The sequence below is a fragment of the Sulfitobacter sp. BSw21498 genome (assembly GCF_006064855.1).
Taxonomy (GTDB): Bacteria; Pseudomonadota; Alphaproteobacteria; order Rhodobacterales; family Rhodobacteraceae; genus Sulfitobacter.
Window position 1 is genome coordinate 50120 of record NZ_CP040753.1, and the last position, 18097, is coordinate 68216.

At 59.2% G+C, this 18097-nt stretch carries 17 protein-coding genes; 15 read left to right on the plus strand and 2 right to left on the minus strand.

The window, feature by feature from the left end; genetic code table 11:
- The first annotated feature begins 2 nt into the window (after positions 1-2).
- Positions 3-1379 carry an aldehyde dehydrogenase family protein gene (locus E5180_RS00330; RefSeq protein WP_138922648.1) on the plus strand — a complete coding sequence of 459 codons (1377 nt, stop codon included), beginning with the start codon at positions 3-5 and terminating at the stop codon, positions 1377-1379.
- 5 nt (positions 1380-1384) lie between these two features.
- The gene (locus E5180_RS00335) at positions 1385-2530 is read left to right on the plus strand and encodes an iron-containing alcohol dehydrogenase (RefSeq protein ID WP_138922649.1); all 1146 of its coding nucleotides are present in this window, start codon (positions 1385-1387) and stop codon (positions 2528-2530) included.
- Positions 2531-2686: 156 nt separating this feature from the next.
- Here E5180_RS00335 and E5180_RS00340 read toward each other — a convergent pair whose 3' ends face one another.
- Complete coding sequence (locus E5180_RS00340; RefSeq protein WP_138922650.1) at positions 2687-3805, minus strand: Do family serine endopeptidase; 1119 nt, start codon at positions 3803-3805, stop codon at positions 2687-2689.
- A 157-nt stretch (positions 3806-3962) separates the two neighbouring features.
- Here E5180_RS00340 and E5180_RS00345 point away from each other — a divergent pair, with 157 nt between their 5' ends.
- The 6 genes from E5180_RS00345 (at position 3963) to E5180_RS00370 (ending at position 9706) form a co-directional block, all read left to right on the plus strand.
- A complete protein-coding gene (locus E5180_RS00345) occupies positions 3963-4634 on the plus strand; it encodes a winged helix-turn-helix domain-containing protein (protein WP_093731821.1) in 672 nt (223 codons plus the stop codon).
- Positions 4631-5974 (plus strand): sensor histidine kinase, encoded by a 1344-nt coding sequence (locus tag E5180_RS00350; protein WP_138922651.1) that lies wholly within the window; start codon positions 4631-4633, stop codon positions 5972-5974. Before E5180_RS00345 ends, E5180_RS00350 begins: the two co-directional genes overlap by 4 nt.
- 110 nt (positions 5975-6084) lie before the next feature.
- Positions 6085-7500 (plus strand): cytochrome ubiquinol oxidase subunit I, encoded by a 1416-nt coding sequence (locus tag E5180_RS00355; RefSeq protein WP_138922652.1) that lies wholly within the window; start codon positions 6085-6087, stop codon positions 7498-7500.
- A 10-nt stretch (positions 7501-7510) separates the two neighbouring features.
- Positions 7511-8518: a cytochrome d ubiquinol oxidase subunit II gene (gene cydB, locus E5180_RS00360; RefSeq protein ID WP_138922653.1), complete on the plus strand. Its 1008-nt coding sequence runs from the start codon at positions 7511-7513 to the stop codon at positions 8516-8518.
- Positions 8518-8628: a DUF2474 family protein gene (locus E5180_RS00365; RefSeq protein WP_093731825.1), complete on the plus strand. Its 111-nt coding sequence runs from the start codon at positions 8518-8520 to the stop codon at positions 8626-8628. Before cydB ends, E5180_RS00365 begins: the two co-directional genes overlap by 1 nt.
- 115 nt (positions 8629-8743) lie before the next feature.
- Positions 8744-9706: an NADPH:quinone oxidoreductase family protein gene (locus E5180_RS00370; RefSeq protein WP_138922654.1), complete on the plus strand. Its 963-nt coding sequence runs from the start codon at positions 8744-8746 to the stop codon at positions 9704-9706.
- On the opposite strand, the gene E5180_RS00375 is transcribed toward E5180_RS00370, so the two are convergent.
- Positions 9703-10683 (minus strand): DMT family transporter, encoded by a 981-nt coding sequence (locus E5180_RS00375; protein ID WP_138922655.1) that lies wholly within the window; start codon positions 10681-10683, stop codon positions 9703-9705. The two genes, E5180_RS00370 and E5180_RS00375, sit on opposite strands and share 4 nt — an antisense overlap.
- Positions 10684-10788: 105 nt before the next feature.
- Between E5180_RS00375 and E5180_RS00380 the strand changes: the two genes are divergently transcribed.
- The 7 genes from E5180_RS00380 to uvrC all read left to right on the plus strand — a co-directional run bounded on the left by E5180_RS00380 (position 10789) and on the right by uvrC (position 17984).
- Entirely contained in the window at positions 10789-11313 is a 525-nt protein-coding gene (locus E5180_RS00380; RefSeq protein ID WP_138922656.1) for a CoxG family protein, read from the plus strand.
- A gap of 65 nt (positions 11314-11378) precedes the next feature.
- Positions 11379-12308, plus strand: a complete 930-nt coding sequence (locus E5180_RS00385; protein WP_138922657.1) for an ABC transporter ATP-binding protein — start codon at positions 11379-11381, stop codon at positions 12306-12308.
- Positions 12305-13066, plus strand: a complete 762-nt coding sequence (locus E5180_RS00390; protein ID WP_138922658.1) for an ABC transporter permease — start codon at positions 12305-12307, stop codon at positions 13064-13066. The genes E5180_RS00385 and E5180_RS00390 overlap by 4 nt, the downstream gene beginning before the upstream one ends.
- 52 nt (positions 13067-13118) lie before the next feature.
- The gene (locus tag E5180_RS00395; RefSeq protein ID WP_138922659.1) at positions 13119-13916 is read left to right on the plus strand and encodes a S49 family peptidase; all 798 of its coding nucleotides are present in this window, start codon (positions 13119-13121) and stop codon (positions 13914-13916) included.
- Positions 13917-14089: 173 nt separating this feature from the next.
- Positions 14090-15043 (plus strand): calcium/sodium antiporter, encoded by a 954-nt coding sequence (locus E5180_RS00400; protein ID WP_138925075.1) that lies wholly within the window; start codon positions 14090-14092, stop codon positions 15041-15043.
- 11 nt (positions 15044-15054) lie between these two features.
- Entirely contained in the window at positions 15055-15834 is a 780-nt protein-coding gene (locus E5180_RS00405) for an SDR family oxidoreductase (protein WP_138922660.1), read from the plus strand.
- 284 nt (positions 15835-16118) lie between these two features.
- On the plus strand, positions 16119-17984 hold the full coding sequence (gene uvrC, locus E5180_RS00410) for an excinuclease ABC subunit UvrC (RefSeq protein WP_138922661.1): 1866 nt from the start codon (positions 16119-16121) through the stop codon (positions 17982-17984).
- The last annotated feature ends 113 nt before the right edge of the window (positions 17985-18097 follow it).

Consider the following 18097-nt stretch of genomic DNA (forward strand, 5'->3'; position numbering starts at 1 on the left):
CCATGACAAACACTCTGAAATGTATCTCACCGATCGACGGATCGGTTTACCTTGAACGTCCGGTCCTGTCGCTGGATGCGGCACGCGCTGTCTGCGCCCGCGCCAAGGCGGCACAGTCCGCATGGGCCGCTCGACCTTTGGCTGACCGTATCCAACTGGTCCGCGCGGCCATTGCGGAAGTGGGCAAAACCACTGACCGCATGGCGCAGGAACTGGCACATCAAATGGGTCGTCCCGTCCGCTATGGCGGCGAATTTAACGGCTTTGCCGAACGCGGGAACTACATGGCCGACATCGCGGAAAAGGCGCTGGCCCCCACGATCGTTGAAGACAGCGGCAAAGCCACCCGCAAGATCACCCGCGAGGCGCGCGGTGTCGTGCTAGTCATTGCCCCGTGGAACTATCCCTATATGACGGCGATCAACACTGTCGCGCCAGCCTTGATTGCGGGTAACGCCGTGGTGCTGAAACATGCCACGCAAACCCTGCAAGTCGGCGAGCGACTAGCAGAGGCTTTCTACGCGGCCGGCATCCCCGACGATGTTTTCCAGAACGTTTTTCTGGATCACGACACGACCTCGGCCCTGATCGCTGAACGGCAGTTCGGCTTTGTGAACTTCACCGGCTCTGTCGGGGGCGGCAAAGCGATGGAGATCGCAGCCGCAGGCACCTTCACCCCCGTCGCGACTGAACTGGGGGGCAAAGACCCCGGCTATGTGCGTGCTGACGCAGATGTCGATGCTGCCGTTGACGGGTTGATGGACGGGGCGATGTTTAACGCAGGGCAATGCTGCTGCGGGATCGAACGGATTTATGTGCACGAAAGCCTGTATGATGCGTTTGTCGAAAAAGCCGTGGCTTGGGTCAACGCGCTGAAGCTCGGGAATCCGCTCGATACGACCACAGACATCGGCCCCATGGCCAACGTGCGTTTCGCCGCCGAAGTCCGTGCCCAGATTTCCGAGGCCGTCGCCGCCGGTGCCACCACGCTAATCGACACGTTTGATGCCGATGACGGCGGGGCGTACCTCACGCCGCAGATTCTGACAAACGTCACCCATGATATGCGCGTGATGCGCGACGAAAGCTTTGGCCCTGTCGTTGGCATCATGCCCGTCAAGGGCGACGCCGAAGCAATCGCGCTGATGAATGATTGCCAGTTCGGCCTGACCGCCGCGATCTTTACCAAGGACGCGGACGCTGCTGACGCCATCGGTGCGCAGCTGGAAACCGGTACCGTGTTCATGAACCGCTGCGATTACCTGGATCCGGCCCTGTGCTGGACGGGCTGCAAAGACACCGGGCAGGGCGCGGGCCTCTCTGAGCTTGGCTATCAGGCGCTTACGCGTCCCAAATCTTACCACCTGAAAAAGGCTTGATCTTTATGGCACTGCAAAACAACTGGTCCTACCCCACCGCCATCCGCTTTGGCGCAGGCCGCATTTCCGAGATCGGAGAGGCCTGCGTGGCCGCAGGGGTGAAAAACCCGCTGCTGGTGACGGACAAGGGGCTGGCATCGATGGAGATCACGACCCGCACGCTGGACCTCATGGACCGCGCTGGCTTTGGTCGCGCAATGTTTTCCGAAGTGGACGCTAACCCGACCGAGATCAATCTAGAGGCGGGCCTGAAGGTCTACCGCGAGGGCGGGCATGACGGCGTGATCGCCTTTGGCGGCGGATCGGGTCTGGATTTGGGCAAGATGGTCGCCTTTATGGCAGGGCAGTCGCGCGGCGTATGGGATTACGAGGATGTGGGCGATTGGTGGACGCGTGCCGACGCGGACGCCATCGCGCCGATCATCGCCGTACCCACAACCGCCGGTACAGGGTCCGAAGTGGGCCGCGCGTCGGTGCTGACCAATTCGAAAACCCACGTCAAAAAGATCATCTTCCACCCCAAAGTGCTGCCCAGTGTCGTGATTTGCGACCCCGAGCTGACGGTGGGCATGCCCAAACATATCACCGCAGGCACGGGACTTGATGCCTTTGCCCACTGCGTCGAGGCGTTTAGCAGCCCGCATTTTCACCCCATGTCGCAGGGCATCGCGCTAGAAGGCATGCGGCTGGTCATCGATTATCTGCCACGCGCCTATGCGGATGGCACCGACATCGAAGCGCGTGCGCAGTTGATGGCGGCGGCGGCGATGGGGGCGACTGCTTTCCAGAAAGGTCTGGGTGCGATCCACGCCATGAGCCACCCGATTGGCGCGGTGTTCAACACGCACCACGGCACCACCAACGCGGTCTGCATGCCCGCTGTGCTGGACCTGAACGAGCCTGAGATTCGCGAACGGTTCGACCGCGCGGCGGGGTATCTGGGGATCGACGGCGGCTATGACGGGTTCCGTGTCTTTGTGCAGGAATTCAACGACAGCTTCGGTATCCCGCGCAAACTGTCCGACATGGGCGTGTCTGCAGACCGCATCGACGATATGGTCGCAATGGCGTTGGAAGACCCGTCTTGCGGCGGCAATCCCGTTACCCTGACGTCCGACAATCTGCGGGCGCTGTTCGAGGCGACGATCTAAGCCGGTTCGGGCATTAACTAAACGAAAACCACCCCCGACGGTTCGCCGTCGGGGGTGGTCTGCCGCACCATGGGGACGTGTGGTGCGCACCCGCCGCGTTGGGGCACGCGGGCGGGTAGATCCAGCAAGGAACGAGGTAAGCTTGCTGGAAAAGGTTTACGCCTTTTGATCCGCGAGCGTGCCGATGGTGACAGCGCGTGTCACTTCTTTGCCCTTATGCAAGACAACCACATCGGCTTTTGCATCGGGATCGGTCTCGGCGACCGCACGGGTCAGGTCCCGCAGCTCTTTGATCTCTGTGCCGTTGAAGGACAGGATGATATCGCCTTTCTCAAGACCTGCTTTCTTAGCGGGGCTGTCATCGCCGATGGCTTCGATCACGGCACCTTTCGGTGCGTCATAGCCCAACACCTGCGCGACCTCTGCCGTCATCGGGCGGATCTGCACGCCAAGCCAGCCACGGGTGATCTCGCCGTCGTCGGACAGGTCGGCCACGATGGCTTGCACCAGATCGGAAGGCACAGAAAAGCCGATGCCCACGGATCCGCCATCAGGTGACAGGATCGCTGTGTTCACGCCAATCACTTCGCCGGCGTTGTTGAACAGCGGCCCACCCGAGTTGCCTCGGTTGATTGCGGCATCCGTCTGGATGAAGTCGTCATAGGGGCCCGCGTTGATATTGCGCGATTTGGCCGAGATGATGCCAGTGGTGACAGTGCCGCCCAGACCAAAGGGGTTGCCCATAGCGACGACCTCGTCGCCGACGCGCATGTCATCAGACGACCCGAATTTGACAGCGGGCAGGTCCACGTCTGCTTCGACCTTGAGCACGGCGATATCGGTCAGCACGTCGCTGCCGACAACTTTGGCATCAAAGCTGCGCCCGTCGGCGAGTTTGACCTTAACGGTATCGGCCCCTGCAACAACGTGGTTGTTCGTCACGATGGCCCCGTCCTTGGACACGATGAAACCGGACCCAAGCCCGTGCATCGGCTGCGCACTGGCCGGCCCTTGCGGCATCAGTTGTTCAAACCGTTTGCGAAGTTCTTCGGGCATGCCTTCGGGTAGTTGCACTTGCGCGTTGGCTTGTTCCGCGGTGCCTGTCACTTCGATGAATACGACGGCGGGCGAGATTTCTTCGACCAGATCGGCATAGCCGCCAGCGGGTACGGCCAACGCGGCTGTGGGTGCAAGCGTCACCGCCGAGGTTGAGGCAAGGGCCGCCGCCAGTACAAACGGTGCGGCACGGCGGGGGGAGGAAAAGAGAGATGTCATTTGGGGTTCCTTCGTCTTCAGGGATGACACCCAAATGGCAGCCCATTCTAACAGCGCGTTTCTGTCAGCTATACAAATGTGTTAACTTGCCTCTCGCGGGTGGCAGCGCGCCCTATATCAGGTATCCAAGGATCAACGCTGCAATGGACCCCTGCTTATGAAACTGCTTGTCGTCGAAGATGATGCCACCACCGGATCCTATATCGCACGGGGTCTGCGCGAAGAGGGGCATACCGTCGACCTTGTCGCCGAAGGGCGTGAAGGGCTGATACAGGCGACCTCCGGCAGCTATGACGTGCTGATTGTTGACCGGATGCTCCCCGAGATCGACGGGCTGACGTTGGTCAAGACCTTGCGCGGTGCGGGGAACCTGACACCGGTGCTGTTTCTGACTGCGATGGGCAGCGTTGACGATCGCATCAGCGGGCTGAACGCGGGAGGGGACGATTATCTGGTCAAGCCCTTTGCCTTTGGCGAGCTTTCTGCCCGTGTCACCGCTCTTGCCCGCCGTCCGCAGGCAATGGAGCAGGAAACCGTGCTGCGTGCAGGCGACCTTGAAATGCATTTGATCACCCGCAAGGTGACCCGTGCCGGACAGGAAATCGACCTGCTGCCGCGGGAATTCGCCTTGCTGGAACATTTACTGCGCCGCAAGGGCAGGGTGCAGACCCGCACCATGCTGCTGGAAGCGGTATGGGACATCAGCTTTGACCCGATGACCAACGTTGTCGAAACCCACATCAGCCGGCTGCGTGCCAAGGTTGACAAACCATTTGACCGCGAGCTGATCCAGACCGTGCGCGGTGCTGGCTACCGGATTGACGGATGAGGTCGCGGCTGGCGCAGCTCTGGCGGTCTATGCCGGTGCGGCTGGCGCTGCTGCTGGTGTTGCTGTTCTCGACCGTCAGTCTGATGGGATTGGCGGCCAGCTATGCGGTGACGCAGAATTCGTTTGAAGCCGCAATCCGTGCGGATCTCGAACAGGATATCGCGGGGTTTCGCGCCGCCCCCAATGCCCGCGCGGTGGCCCTGCTGGTCGACGCTGAATCGCGTGATGCGGATCCTAGCCGCGTGGTGCTGAGCTATATCACCCCCTCCGGTCGCATCTATGGCAACGGGGCCATCGCCCGTGATGACGAAGGCTATCACATCGTGTCGTTGGCCGAAGGGCGGGCGGAATATGACGGGGTCTATCTGTCGCTGACCACGCCGCTGTATGGGGGCCAGCTGACGGTTGCGCGTAGCCGCGCCCAAATCGAAGGGTTGCGCGTGGTGTTTCTGAACATCCTGCTGATCAGCCTGCTGCCCACGGTGCTGGTCGCCTTGTCGGGGGGGCTCTATCTGGCGCGGCGCAGCAAGCGGCATGTGGATGTCATCGGGCGTACGCTTGATGATCTGACGACCGGCGACCTTGCGGCACGCGTGGCCGTGTCGTCGGGGTGGGCGGATGATTTGCAGCGCATCGGCAGCAAGGTGAACCAGATGGCGGGCGCGCAAGAGGCGCAGACCCAGATGCTGCGACAGGTGTCCTCGGACATCGCCCATGACCTAAAGACCCCGATCCAGCGGGTGGCTGTGCATCTGCATGATCTGGCCCGTACCCTGCCCGAAGACACGGACGAAGGGGCCTTGCTGGCCAAAGCGCAGGACGAGGTCGCGGGGATCGCTTCGGTATTCCAGTCGCTGCTTCAGATTGCCTCGGTCGAGGCAGGGTCGCCCAAGACGCATTTTGCCCCCGTTGATCTGAACCGGCTCTGCCTGACCCTGACTGAGGTTTATGAACCTGCCGCCGCTGCAAAAGAGCAGACATTAGACAGTGTTGTGCCCGCCGCGCAGCTGACCGTGGAGGGGGACAAGAACCTGTTGGGGCAGATGATGTCGAACTTGCTGGAAAACGCTATGCGCCACACCCCTGCGGGCAGCGAGATTACCTTATCGCTTTACCGCGCCAACGACCGGCCGGTGATCGAAGTCGCTGACAATGGCCCCGGCATCCCCGAACACGCCCGCACCAAGGTGCTGCAGCGGTTGTACCGTCTGGACGCCAGCCGCCACACGCCGGGCAACGGCTTGGGGCTGAGCCTTGTTGAAGGCGTGGTCAAGCTGCACGGCGGACAGATTGCGCTGCTCGATAATGCGCCGGGGCTGCGTGTGCGCATCACGCTTTAACCCCTCGTCCTTGTGCGGCGATTTGAGCATGTGACTTATGCCCGGTGCAGCGCTATCTAGGGTGTAAGGGCCAAACCCCTTGTTTTTGGCCATACATTACGAGGTACGACATGCTTGATGGGTTTTCCGCCGAGGTTCTGGCACGGGTCCAATTCGCCTTTACCGTTTCGTTTCACATTATTTTTCCGGCATTCTCGATCGGGTTGGCCAGCTTTCTGGCTGTCGTGAACGCGCTTTGGCTTTGGACCAAGGACGAGACCTATCGGGTGCTGTTCGACTACTGGAAAAAGATCTTTGCGGTCGCCTTTGGGATGGGCGTCGTGTCAGGCATTGTCATGTCGTATCAGTTCGGGACCAACTGGTCGGTCTTCTCGGACAAGGCGGGGCCGGTGGTCGGACCGTTGATGGCGTATGAAGTGTTGTCCGCCTTCTTCCTCGAGGCCGGTTTTCTGGGGATCATGCTGTTTGGCCTGAAACGCGTCGGACCGGGGTTGCACATGTTTGCCACAGCGATGGTCGCCTTTGGCACCTTGCTGTCGGCCACGTGGATCCTGTCGGTGAACAGCTGGATGCAGACCCCCGCGGGCTATGGGATCAATGATGTGGGGCAGTTCATTCCGCTGGATTGGTGGAAGATCGTGTTCAACCCGTCCTTCCCCTACCGTTTGCTGCACATGGTGCTGGCGGCCTATCTAACCACGGCGCTGGTCGTGGGGGCCGTGGGCGCGTGGCATTTGCTCAAGGACAATCAGGGGCCGGCGTCGCGGCGTATGTTCTCTATGGCGATGTGGATGCTGCTGTTGGTCACGCCCTTGCAGATTGTGGCGGGGGATTTTCACGGCATCAACACGCTAGAGCATCAGCCTGCCAAGGTCATGGCGATGGAGGGGCACTTTGACAGCCACCCCGACGGTGCCCCACTGATCCTGTTTGGCATCCCCAATCAGGCAGAAAAACGGGTCGATTATGCGATCGAAGTGCCGAAGCTGTCGTCTTTAATCCTCAAACACGACTTGAACGCACCGCTGGACGGCTTGGACACGATCCCCGACGAGGACGAACCTCCCGTCGCAATCGTCTTCTTTTCGTTCCGTGTAATGGTGGGCTTGGGCTTTGCCATGCTGGGGTTGGGCCTTTGGGGCGGATTCGCGCGCTGGCGCGGCAAACTGCATAGCGCGCGGATGTTGCATCGTGCGGCGATTGTCATGGGGCCGATGGGCTTTGTTGCGGTGCTGGCTGGATGGATCACAACCGAAGTCGGTCGCCAGCCCTTTACCGTCTATGGTCTGCTGCGCACCAGCGACAGCCTTGCGCCAGTCAGCGCACCTGCGGTTGGCGCGTCGCTGATCGCTTTCATCGTGGTCTATTTCTTCGTCTTCGGGGCGGGGGTGTTCTATATTCTCGGTTTGATGCGCAAACGTCCTCATGTGGGTGCCAAGGGAGAGATCACCGACGGCCCCGTTCGGGCTGCGGGTACCACCACTGTGGCGCAGGACAAGACCCAAGATATGGCAACGTCAGAGTAGGAGACAGCAGATGTTTGGATTAGAACTTTCGTTTATCTGGGCCGGCATCATCGCGCTTGCGGTGCTGATTTATGTCATCCTCGACGGGTTCGACCTTGGGGTCGGGCTGCTGTTCCCGCTGTCCAAGGACGAGGGCGAGCGTGACGTGATGATGAACTCTGTCGCGCCGATCTGGGACGGGAACGAGACGTGGCTGGTTTTGGGGGGGGGCGGCTTGTTCGCCGTGTTCCCGCTGGCCTATGCCACCGTGATGCCCGCGCTTTATATGCCGATTATCCTGATGCTATTGGGGCTGGTCTTTCGCGGCGTCGCCTTTGAATATCGCTGGCGTACCATCAGGGGTAAACCGTTATGGGATATCTCGTTTTTCGGCGGATCGCTGGTGGCCTCCATGTGTCAGGGGATCGCGCTTGGGGCTTTGGTCCAGGGGATAGAGATCGAAAACCGGGCCTATGCGGGCGGTTGGTGGGACTGGCTGACGCCGTTTTCCGTGCTGACCGGTTTCGCCGTGACCGTGGGCTACGCGATGCTGGGTGCCACATGGCTGAACATGAAGCTTGAAGGGCGTATTCAGGCGCATATGCGGCGGTTGGCCTGGCCGTTTGCCATCGCAACGCTGGTGTTCATGGGGCTGGTCAGCCTTTGGACGCCCTTCTTGAATGACGCGTTCTTTGGCCGCTGGTTCGCCTTTCCGACGGCGATCTTCAGCATTCTGGTGCCCGGTCTCGTAGCCGCGGCGATCTATGGCCTGTTTCACGGGTTGCAACGCCATTGGGATGTGACGCCGTTTCTGTGTGCGCTAGCGCTGTTCGTGCTGGGCTTTATCGGGATCGGGATCAGCTTTTACCCTTATATCGTGCCCTCTTCGCTGACCATCGTCGAAGCCGCTGCCCCCGACAGCAGCCTAAAATTCGCGTTGGTGGGCACGTTGGTTCTGCTGCCGATGATACTGTCTTATACGATCTATACCTACTGGGTCTTTCGCGGGAAAATCGACCCCGAAGAGGGATACCACTGATGCGACGCAGTTGGATGGCACGCACAGGCTGGTTTGTACTGATCTGGGTGCTGAGCGTCGCAGCGCTTGGGGTTGTGGCTTACGGTATCAGGTTGATGGTCATCCCCTGAGGGGCTGAAGACGGGGCGCATTTGCCGTTGGGTAATTTCGCGAGGGCCGGAGCAGGGGGTTGCAAAGCCGCCGACGCTCTGGCCCTTTTGCGTTGAATAACCCAAGGAGCCCCCCATGCGTGCCATGCAAGTCACCGCTTATGATCAGCCTTTGTCAGAGCAAGAGCTGGAAATGCCCGTGCCCGCCGCTGGCGAGGTGCTGATCAAGGTCGAAACCTGCGGCCTTAACTTTGGCGATCTGTTGATGATCAAAGGCACATACCAGCAAAAGCCCGATCTGCCCTTTACACTGGGGATGGAACTGGCGGGCAGCGTTGCCGCCGTGGGCGAAGGGGTTACCGATCTTGCCGTCGGTCAGCGTATCGCGGCGTATAGTGGTCTGCTGGGGCTGGCGGAGTATGCGGCCATTCCCGCCAATGTTTGCGTGCCGATTCCCAATGACATGCCCGCAGAGGATGCCGCTGCCTTTCTTGTGGCCTATGGCACCAGCCATGTGGCGCTGGACTATAAGGCGCGGCTGAGACCTGGTGAACGACTGCTGGTGCTGGGGGCCTCGGGCGGGGTGGGTCTGACCGCGGTTGAGCTGGGCAAGCTGATGGGGGCAGAGGTCATCGCCTGCGCCCGTGGGGCCGCCAAGCTAGAGATTTGCCGCGCCGCCGGTGCGGATCATCTGATTGATTCAGAAACGGATGACATCCGCGAGGTGGTCAAATCCTTGGGGGGGGCGGATGTGGTCTATGATCCTATCGGGGGCGACCAGTTCAAAGCCGCCCTGCGTGCCTGCAACCCCGAAGCACGTATTCTGCCGCTTGGGTTTGCCTCGGGCGAGGTGCCGCAGATCCCCGCCAATATCCTGTTGGTTAAAAACATCGATGTGCTGGGGTTTTTCTGGGGCGGGTACAAGAACTTTAAACCGCAGGTGCTGACCGACAGCTTCAAGGTGCTGATCGACTGGTATAGCGCGGGCAAGATAAAGCCCCATGTCAGCCATGTATTGCCGTTGGATCAGGCGAACGAAGCGCTGGATTTGCTGCGCACGCGCAAGGCGACGGGCAAGGTTATCGTGCAGGTCAGCTAGTGGCGCCGCCCCGTCGGTGACTTGACCGCGACCTTGGCTTTCTGCCGTTCGCGCAGGAACACGAACAGACCAGATCCGAGGATCAGGCCGATGCCAACCCAGACCTCCCACACGGGCAAGTCGCCGAAAATCACCAGCCCCCAGAACACGGCCAGCGGCAGACCGATATATTCAAACGGCGCGACTGTGGCGGCGTCGGCGATGCGGTACGCTTGGCTTAGGCAGTATCCGATGACCGCCGCATTGCACCCGAGGGCGAGGAAAATCCATGCGTCACCTGCGGCAGGCCAAACCCAAGCGCGCAGCAGAAACACCATCGACGGCGTACTGTCGGTCGTGACAAAGCTGCCATCCCCCGCGAGCAAGAAAAAGCCGAGCGACATGCACAAGAAGACCCCCTGAATATAGACCGACAGGGCCGAGGCCTTGCTATGCACCCCCAGCTTGCGCGTCATCAGTTGGTTCAGCGCATAGGTCAACGCCGACACCACGGGCAACAACAGCACCAACCGCGAGGCCTGTAGTGACTGCGCATCGGCCCAAGGGCGCTGCATGATGATCACGCCGACGAATCCGACGGCCACCGCGCTTAGCCGCATGACGCCGACCTTTTCGCCAAGGATCGGGATCGACAACAGCGTGATAAACAGCGGGGCAACAAAGAACAGCGCCGTGGCATCCGCCAAGGGCAGGGCGGCGAGGGCAAGAAAGAAGGTCATATTGGCGATCACCACCAGCAATCCGCGCCGCACGTGCCAATGGGCCTGACGGGTTTTCAAGATGCGCCAGCCGCCCTCGACCTGCACCAAAGCCAACCCAACGATGATGCCGATCAGGGCCCGCGCAAAGACGATTTCATGCAGGGGATAGCCCCCTGACAGTTGCTTGATCAGCATGTCGTTGATCGAAATCGCAAATACCCCCGCAAGGACAAAAGCGATCGCGGCACCGGCGCGGTTTTGTACGTGTACTTCCATTTCACCGCTCTACCATGTCGCGAAATCCTGTCCAGCGCGTTTCGCCTTGGCGTCGTCAATTGAACTGCGCTAGGCTGTGGCAGAACCATCAACGGAGCGCGCCCCATGAAAATGTCAGAGACCCGCCAGATCGCAGCCAGCCCGGCCGAGGTATACGCCGCGCTGCTGGACCCTGACATGTTGATCAAATGCGTGCCGGGGGCGACCGAAGTCACGGGCTCCCCCGAGGAAGGGTTCGAGGCGACGGTTGTGCAAAAGGTCGGCCCCGTCAAAGCGACGTTCAAGGGGCAGGTCACCATGACCGATATGGTGCCCGACCAGTCGATCAAGATCAGCGGCGAAGGTAAGGGCGGGGCCGCGGGCTTTGCCAAGGGCGCGGCGGACGTGTCGCTTGCCCCTGTCGATGGCGGCACCGCGCTGACCTATGACGTCGAAGCCAAGGTGGGTGGCAAACTGGCGCAGCTTGGCAGCCGGATCATTGACGGGTTTGCCAAAAAAATGGCGGATCAGTTTTTTAATAACCTGCAAGAGACACTTGAAGGCCCCGCGGAGGCGGTATCTGCCGAGGCCGTTGAAGGGGCGGAGGCACCTGCAGAGAAAAAGGGCTGGTTCGGTCGCAGCAAAAGCTGACGGGTTGGGCCTGTTCACTCTGCCGTAATCAGTCTAGTTTCCGGCCAACAACACCGGAGACGCCAATGCCTGACATCGTAAAGATTACCGACCTGCGCAAGGCTTATGCAGATGGGTTCGAGGCGCTGAAAGGCGTGTCGCTGAACATCCGTGAGGGCGAGATTCTTGCCTTGCTTGGCCCCAATGGCGCAGGCAAAACGACCCTGATTTCAACGGTTTGTGGAATTACAACCGGCACAGGCGGCAGCGTTACGGTGGGCGGTTTTGACACGGTCACCGAATACCGTGGCGCACGCTCGATGATCGGGCTGGTCCCGCAGGAGATCAACCTTGAACCCTTCGAGAAAGTCATCAGCACTGTGCGTTTCTCGCGCGGGTTGTTTGGCAAGCCCAAAGATGATGCTGCGATTGAAAAGATCCTGCGGCAGCTGTCGCTGTGGGACAAAAAAGACAGTCAGATCCGTGCCTTGTCCGGTGGGATGAAGCGGCGCGTCCTGATCGCCAAAGCATTGGCGCATGAACCCCGCGTCTTGTTCCTTGATGAACCCACCGCCGGTGTCGACGTCGAGCTGCGCCGCGATATGTGGAACATCGTCGCCGACTTGAAGGCCAGTGGCGTCACCATCATTCTGACAACCCACTACATCGAAGAAGCCGAGGCGATTGCCGACCGGATCGGCGTGATTGCCCACGGCGAGCTGCTGTTGGTCGAGGATAAAGACAAGCTGATGTCGCGCATGGGCAAAAAGCAACTGGTCGTCCAGCTGACCCAGCCGATTGACGCAATTCCCGCAAGCCTTGCGTCTGATGCGCTGACCCTGTCCGACGACGGGCACGCATTGATCTATTCCTATGACACGCGGGCAGAGCGGACGGGGATTACGAAGCTCCTATCTGACGTGGCGGCTGCGGGCTTGGTTCTGTCAGATCTAGAGACCTCGCAAAGCAGTCTCGAGGATATTTTCGTCGATCTGGTAAAGGAGGACGCGGCATGAACTGGATCGCAGTCAAATCCATCTATGCATTTGAAATGGCGCGCTTCTTTCGCACCATCACGCAAAGCTTGATCTCGCCCGTGCTGTCCACATCGCTGTATTTCGTGGTGTTTGGTGCCGCCATCGGCAGCCGTATCCAAGAGGTTGAGGGCATCAGCTATGGTGCATTTATCGTGCCCGGTTTGATCATGCTGAGCGTCATCACGCAGTCGATCTCAAACGCGTCCTTTGGGATCTATTTCCCCAAGTTTATCGGCACGGTGTTCGAGCTTTTATCTGCGCCAGTTAACTTTATCGAAATTGTTTGCGGATATGTCGGGGCAGCGGCGACCAAGGCGTTGTTTATCGGGGTGATCATTCTGATCACAGCGTTTTTCTTTGTAGATATCACCATTCAGCATCCATTCTGGATGGTGACCTTTCTGGTGCTGACCTGCATCAGCTTTTCGTTGATGGGATTCATCATCGGTATTTGGGCAGGCAACTTTGAACAGTTGCAGCTTGTCCCGTTGCTGATCGTGACGCCTTTGGTTTTCCTTGGGGGGTCATTCTATTCGATCTCCATGCTGCCGCCGGTCTGGCAGGTGATCTCGCATTTCAACCCCGTGGTCTATCTGATCTCGGGCTTTCGCTGGGCATTCTTCGGATCGGCAGATGTGCCGATTGTGACCAGCTTGTTTGCCATTGCAGGCTTTACGGCGCTGTGTTTGGCGGTGATTGGCTGGATTTTCCGGACCGGTTGGCGGATTAGGCAGTAAGTCTCGCGTGGCCTCCTTGTTTGCCGGCAGGGTGCACTCTACATGGGAAGGTATGAGAAAATACCTTCCCTTTTTGACGTCCCGCCCGACGGTTTCCGTGGTGCGGTTGTCTGGTGTGATTGGTGGCCACACGCGCGGTGGCCTCAACGACAGCGGCATCGGCCCTGCAATCGATAAAGCATTCAATCGTGGTAAGCCCGCTGCTGTCGTGCTTGAGATCAGCAGCCCCGGTGGCAGCCCTGTCCAATCTTCGTTGATAGGCGCACGTATCCGTCGCTTGGCCGAGGAAAAGAACATCCCTGTCATCGCCTTTGTCGAAGATGTCGCGGCATCTGGCGGATATTGGTTGGCTGCGGCGGCAGATGAAATCTATGCCGACCCCAGCTCGGTTTTGGGGTCGATCGGTGTCATTTCGGCATCCTTTGGCGCAGACGAGCTGATCCAGCGGCATGGTATTGAACGGCGGGTTTACACCGCTGGTCAGTCTAAATCGATGCTGGACCCTTTCCGCCCCGAAAAGCCCGAGGACGTCGTGCGGCTGAAACAACTGCTGGACGACATCCACGAGAATTTCATTGGTCACGTAAAATCACGTCGCGGCGCAAAACTGGCCCCTGATACCGACCTTTTCACTGGCGAGGTATGGCTGGCGAAGCGTGCAACCGAACTGGGGTTGATCGATGGCATCGGGCATCTTCGGCCGATGATAAAACAACGCTTTGGCGACAAGGTGAAATTCAACCGCTACGGCACGAAGAAGGGGCTGTTGTCCCGCTTTGGCGCGCAGATCATCGGCGACGCACTAGACAGTATCGAAGAACGCGCGACCTATGCGCGGTTTGGACTCTGACACATGATTTTTAAAATTGTCTTATTGTTTCTGGTCGCCATGGGCACGCTTGCATGGTTCGGAAAAATGCACTGGCTGGGCGGCAAGCGTCTGAGCCAGACGAAATGTAACAATTGTGGTCGCTATCGCATTGGGAAATCCCCCTGCGGATGCGGGGGTAAACGCGGATGATTATGCCTTGGGTTCTAAGTGTTTTGGGGCTGGTGATTTTGTTGCTGGCCGGGGATGCGCTGGTAAAAGGGGCAGTGAACCTGTCCTTGCGCCTTGGCGTGCCCGCTTTAATCGTCAGCCTGACGATTGTCGCTTTCGGGACGTCTGCGCCTGAACTGCTGGTGTCGATAAAAGCGGTGTTGGATAACGCTCCGGGGATCGCTCTGGGCAACGTTGTTGGGTCGAACACGGCGAACATTCTGTTGGTGCTGGGCGTGCCGGCCTTGTTGGCGACGATGCACACATCTGAATGCAACACCCGCAAAACCTTCAACATGATGATCCTCGCCTCGCTGATGTTTATCGCACTTGCCATGCGCGGTGTGTTTGATCTGTGGGCCGGTTTCATCCTGCTGGGGGCGTTGGTCTTTGTCCTGTTCGATATGTACCGTGACAGCAGAAAGCACCGCCAAGCTTGCAAGGGCGCTGACGCCGGTGATCTGGAAGAGCCCGAGGGGGCAGACCCTGACATGCCGGGCTGGCGTATCGCTGTGTTTCTGGTGCTCGGGCTTGTGGGGCTGCCGCTTGGTGCAGGGCTGCTGGTCGACAATGCGTCGATCATCGCACGGGCGTATGGTGTGAGCGATACGGTCATCGGTCTGACTCTCGTGGCCATCGGTACCTCTATGCCAGAGCTTGCGACGACCGTGATGGCCGCGCTCCGGCGTCAGGCTGATATCGCTTTGGGGAACGTGATCGGGTCGAACCTTTTCAATCTTCTCGGCATCATCGGAGTCGCCAGCCTGGTGGGGCCGATCACTGTTGATCCGGAATTCCTGCGGATTGATCTGTGGGTGATGTTGGGTGCGTCCCTTATGTTGATCCCCTTTGTTTATCTGGGGCGTGATATCACCCGCCTCTGGGGCATCCTGCTTTGTGCGATTTATGCAGGGTATATGGCGGCGATTCTGCTCTAAAGAGGTGCGATATGAAACATGCGTTGGTAACCGGAGCAGGTGCGCGCCTTGGACGTGCGATGGCGCTGTATCTGGGCGATCGCGGATATGATGTCGCGGTGCACTACAACAGTTCATCCGTAGCTGCGGATGAGGTCGTAGCTGAGCTGAAAGCCAAAGGCCAACGCGCCGTGGCCTTGCAGGCTGATCTGCTGGATGAAGCAGCCACGCAGGCGCTGCTTCCCAGTGCGGCAGAGGTGCTTGGCGGACCGATTACCTGCCTTGTGAACAACGCGTCGATCTTTGAATATGACAATATCTCGACCGCGACCGAGGAAAGTTGGCACCGGCATATCGGGAGCAATCTGCGTGCGCCCTTTGTCCTGACCCAAGCCATGGCCGCCCAACACCTAGAGGCCAAGACCGATGCGCAAGGTGAACCTTTCGCGGCGGGTTTGATCGTTAACATGTTGGACCAACGGGTGCGCAAGCTCACGCCAGAGTTCATGACCTATACCATCGGCAAAATGGGGCTGTGGGCGTTGACGCAGACATCTGCGCAAGCACTTGCACCAGTGATACGGGTGAACGCCATTGGTCCGGGGCCAACCCTGAAAGGGGCCAAGCAGACTGACGCTCATTTCGCCGGTCAGCGCGCGAAGGTGATTCTTGAACGCGGGGCAAATCCCGCGGATATCACCGCTGCCTTAGGCTATTTCCTTGATGCACCTTCGGTAACGGGGCAGTTAATTTGCACCGACGGGGGGCAGCACCTAGGCTGGAAAACACCCGACGTGCAAGGGCTCGAATAGGCTTTCCGGTAAAGTTTTGCACTGTCGCGACAGCCGAAGCGAAACTGTTACAAAAAGGAACGCGTTATCAGTGGGTTGCAAAGTGTTAATTATAATATCCATATATTTCAATGCCTTGCAGGTGTGCCTAAATTTTAGGCAAACACCGGAAGGCCCAATGATACATGGGGATTTCGGATTTCTATGAAAGTTATATGCAAGGTTATCCACAAGAGTGGTGGGTATGTTTAACCTTGTTTCGCCGTTAACACTGTTGCAGCCAAAAGTTCCGGACACTCGAATCAATGTCAGACGCTAACGAAAACCCGAAGACCGGCCATCAGGTGATTCAATCGTACCTCAAAACGATTGATGGATCGCCCGGCGTGTACCGCATGCTCGATTCGGAAAGCCGTGTGCTCTATGTGGGCAAGGCGCGGAACCTGCGCGCACGGGTGAGCAATTACGCGCGTCCTTCGGGGCATTCGGGGCGGATCGCGCGGATGATCTCGAACACCGCTTCGATGATGTTTCTAACCACGAAAACAGAAACTGAAGCGCTGCTGCTTGAACAGAATCTGATCAAGCAGCTCAAGCCGAAGTTCAACGTGCTGCTGCGCGACGACAAAAGCTTTCCCAATATTCTGGTGACGGCGACCCATGATTATCCGCAGATCAAAAAGCACCGCGGGGCCAAGAAGGAAAAAGGCAATTACTATGGCCCCTTTGCCAGCGCCGGTGCAGTCAACCGGACGCTTAATCAGCTGCAACGGGTGTTTCTGCTGCGCGATTGTTCCGACGCGATGTTCGAAAGCCGTTCGCGCCCCTGTCTGCAGCACCAGATCAAACGCTGTTCTGCCCCTTGCGTGGGTAAGATTTCGCCCGACGAATATCGCAAAACCGTGCAGGACGCCGAGAAATTCCTGAACGGCAAATCGACTGATATTCAGGGGCGGCTTGCTTCTGAAATGTCGCAGGCCTCTGAGGCGATGGAGTTTGAACGCGCCGCCGCATTGCGGGACCGCATCAAAGCCTTGACGCAAGTACAGACAGCCCAAGGTATCAACCCGCAAGGGGTGGCCGAAGCCGATATAATCGCGCTGCATCTGGATCAGGGGCAGGCGTGCGTTCAGGTCTTCTTTATCCGTGCCAACCAGAACTGGGGGAATCGCGACTACTACCCCCGCGTCGGGCCCGACGTGGATGCCGCCGAAGTGCTGGAGGCCTTTATCGGCCAGTTTTACGACACCCGAGAGCCGCCGCGGCAGCTGATCTTGTCGAATGAGATCGAAAGCCCTGACCTGATGGTCGAGGCGCTGTCGGGCAAGCTGGGGCGCAAGGTTGATATCGTGGTGCCACAACGCGGCGAGAAGGCGGAACTGGTGGACGGGGCACTGCGCAATGCCCGCGAATCCCTTGCGCGCAAATTGGCAGAGACGGCGACCCAGACGAACCTTCTGAAAGGCATTGCCGACGCCTTTACTCTGCCGGGACCGCCCCAGCGGATCGAAGTCTACGATAACTCGCACATTCAGGGCACAAACGCCGTCGGGGGCATGATCGTCGCCGGCCCCGAAGGGATGATGAAAAACCAGTACCGCAAGTTCAATATCCGCGGCGATGACCTGACGCCGGGGGACGACTTTGGCATGATGAAAGAGGTGCTGACCCGCCGGTTCAAACGGCTGTTGAAGGAGGATCCAGACCGCAGCCTTGGCATGTGGCCAGACCTGCTGCTGATCGACGGCGGGGCAGGGCAGGTGAGCGCAGTCGCATCGATCATGCGCGAATACGGGGTCGAGGATATTCCGATGGTGGGTGTCGCCAAGGGCGTGGACCGCGACGCGGGCAAAGAGGAATTCTACCGTGTGGGACAACGGCCCATGGCGCTGCGGCACAACGATCCGGTGCTGTATTTCATTCAACGGTTGCGCGATGAGGCCCACCGGTTCGCCATCGGCACACACCGCGCGAAACGCGCGAAAGCCGTTGGCGCAACGCCACTGGACGATGTGCCTGGTGTCGGTGCCGCGCGCAAGCGGGCCTTGCTGGCACATTTCGGGTCTGCCAAGGCGGTGGGGCGCGCCAACCTGAGCGACTTGAAGGCTGTCGATGGCGTGTCAGTGGCTTTGGCTGAACGAATTTATGCGTTTTTCCATGAACGCGGGTAGTTTGGGGTTTCGGCCTGCGGGTGGCGGTAAGGGCGGGACGCTCCGCGGGGAGTTTATTTTGCAAAATGAAGGCGATGTCTTGGCACTTTCCCCTGTCGTCTTGGCGCTGTAGG

What these genes read in the sequence shown, in the direction of transcription:
- E5180_RS00330 (WP_138922648.1), top strand. Translation starts at nt 3, where the DNA reads ATGACAAACACTCTGAAATGTATCTCACCGATCGACGGATCGGTTTAC.
- uvrC (WP_138922661.1), top strand. Translation starts at nt 16,119, where the DNA reads ATGTCAGACGCTAACGAAAACCCGAAGACCGGCCATCAGGTGATTCAA.
- E5180_RS00340 (WP_138922650.1), bottom strand. Translation starts at nt 3,805, where the DNA reads ATGACATCTCTCTTTTCCTCCCCCCGCCGTGCCGCACCGTTTGTACTG.
- E5180_RS00350 (WP_138922651.1), top strand. Translation starts at nt 4,631, where the DNA reads ATGAGGTCGCGGCTGGCGCAGCTCTGGCGGTCTATGCCGGTGCGGCTG.
- cydB (WP_138922653.1), top strand. Translation starts at nt 7,511, where the DNA reads ATGTTTGGATTAGAACTTTCGTTTATCTGGGCCGGCATCATCGCGCTT.
- E5180_RS00365 (WP_093731825.1), top strand. Translation starts at nt 8,518, where the DNA reads ATGCGACGCAGTTGGATGGCACGCACAGGCTGGTTTGTACTGATCTGG.
- E5180_RS00345 (WP_093731821.1), top strand. Translation starts at nt 3,963, where the DNA reads ATGAAACTGCTTGTCGTCGAAGATGATGCCACCACCGGATCCTATATC.
- E5180_RS00395 (WP_138922659.1), top strand. Translation starts at nt 13,119, where the DNA reads ATGAGAAAATACCTTCCCTTTTTGACGTCCCGCCCGACGGTTTCCGTG.
- E5180_RS00375 (WP_138922655.1), bottom strand. Translation starts at nt 10,683, where the DNA reads ATGGAAGTACACGTACAAAACCGCGCCGGTGCCGCGATCGCTTTTGTC.
- E5180_RS00370 (WP_138922654.1), top strand. Translation starts at nt 8,744, where the DNA reads ATGCGTGCCATGCAAGTCACCGCTTATGATCAGCCTTTGTCAGAGCAA.
- E5180_RS00390 (WP_138922658.1), top strand. Translation starts at nt 12,305, where the DNA reads ATGAACTGGATCGCAGTCAAATCCATCTATGCATTTGAAATGGCGCGC.
- E5180_RS00385 (WP_138922657.1), top strand. Translation starts at nt 11,379, where the DNA reads ATGCCTGACATCGTAAAGATTACCGACCTGCGCAAGGCTTATGCAGAT.
- E5180_RS00380 (WP_138922656.1), top strand. Translation starts at nt 10,789, where the DNA reads ATGAAAATGTCAGAGACCCGCCAGATCGCAGCCAGCCCGGCCGAGGTA.
- E5180_RS00400 (WP_138925075.1), top strand. Translation starts at nt 14,090, where the DNA reads ATGCCTTGGGTTCTAAGTGTTTTGGGGCTGGTGATTTTGTTGCTGGCC.
- E5180_RS00335 (WP_138922649.1), top strand. Translation starts at nt 1,385, where the DNA reads ATGGCACTGCAAAACAACTGGTCCTACCCCACCGCCATCCGCTTTGGC.
- E5180_RS00355 (WP_138922652.1), top strand. Translation starts at nt 6,085, where the DNA reads ATGCTTGATGGGTTTTCCGCCGAGGTTCTGGCACGGGTCCAATTCGCC.
- E5180_RS00405 (WP_138922660.1), top strand. Translation starts at nt 15,055, where the DNA reads ATGAAACATGCGTTGGTAACCGGAGCAGGTGCGCGCCTTGGACGTGCG.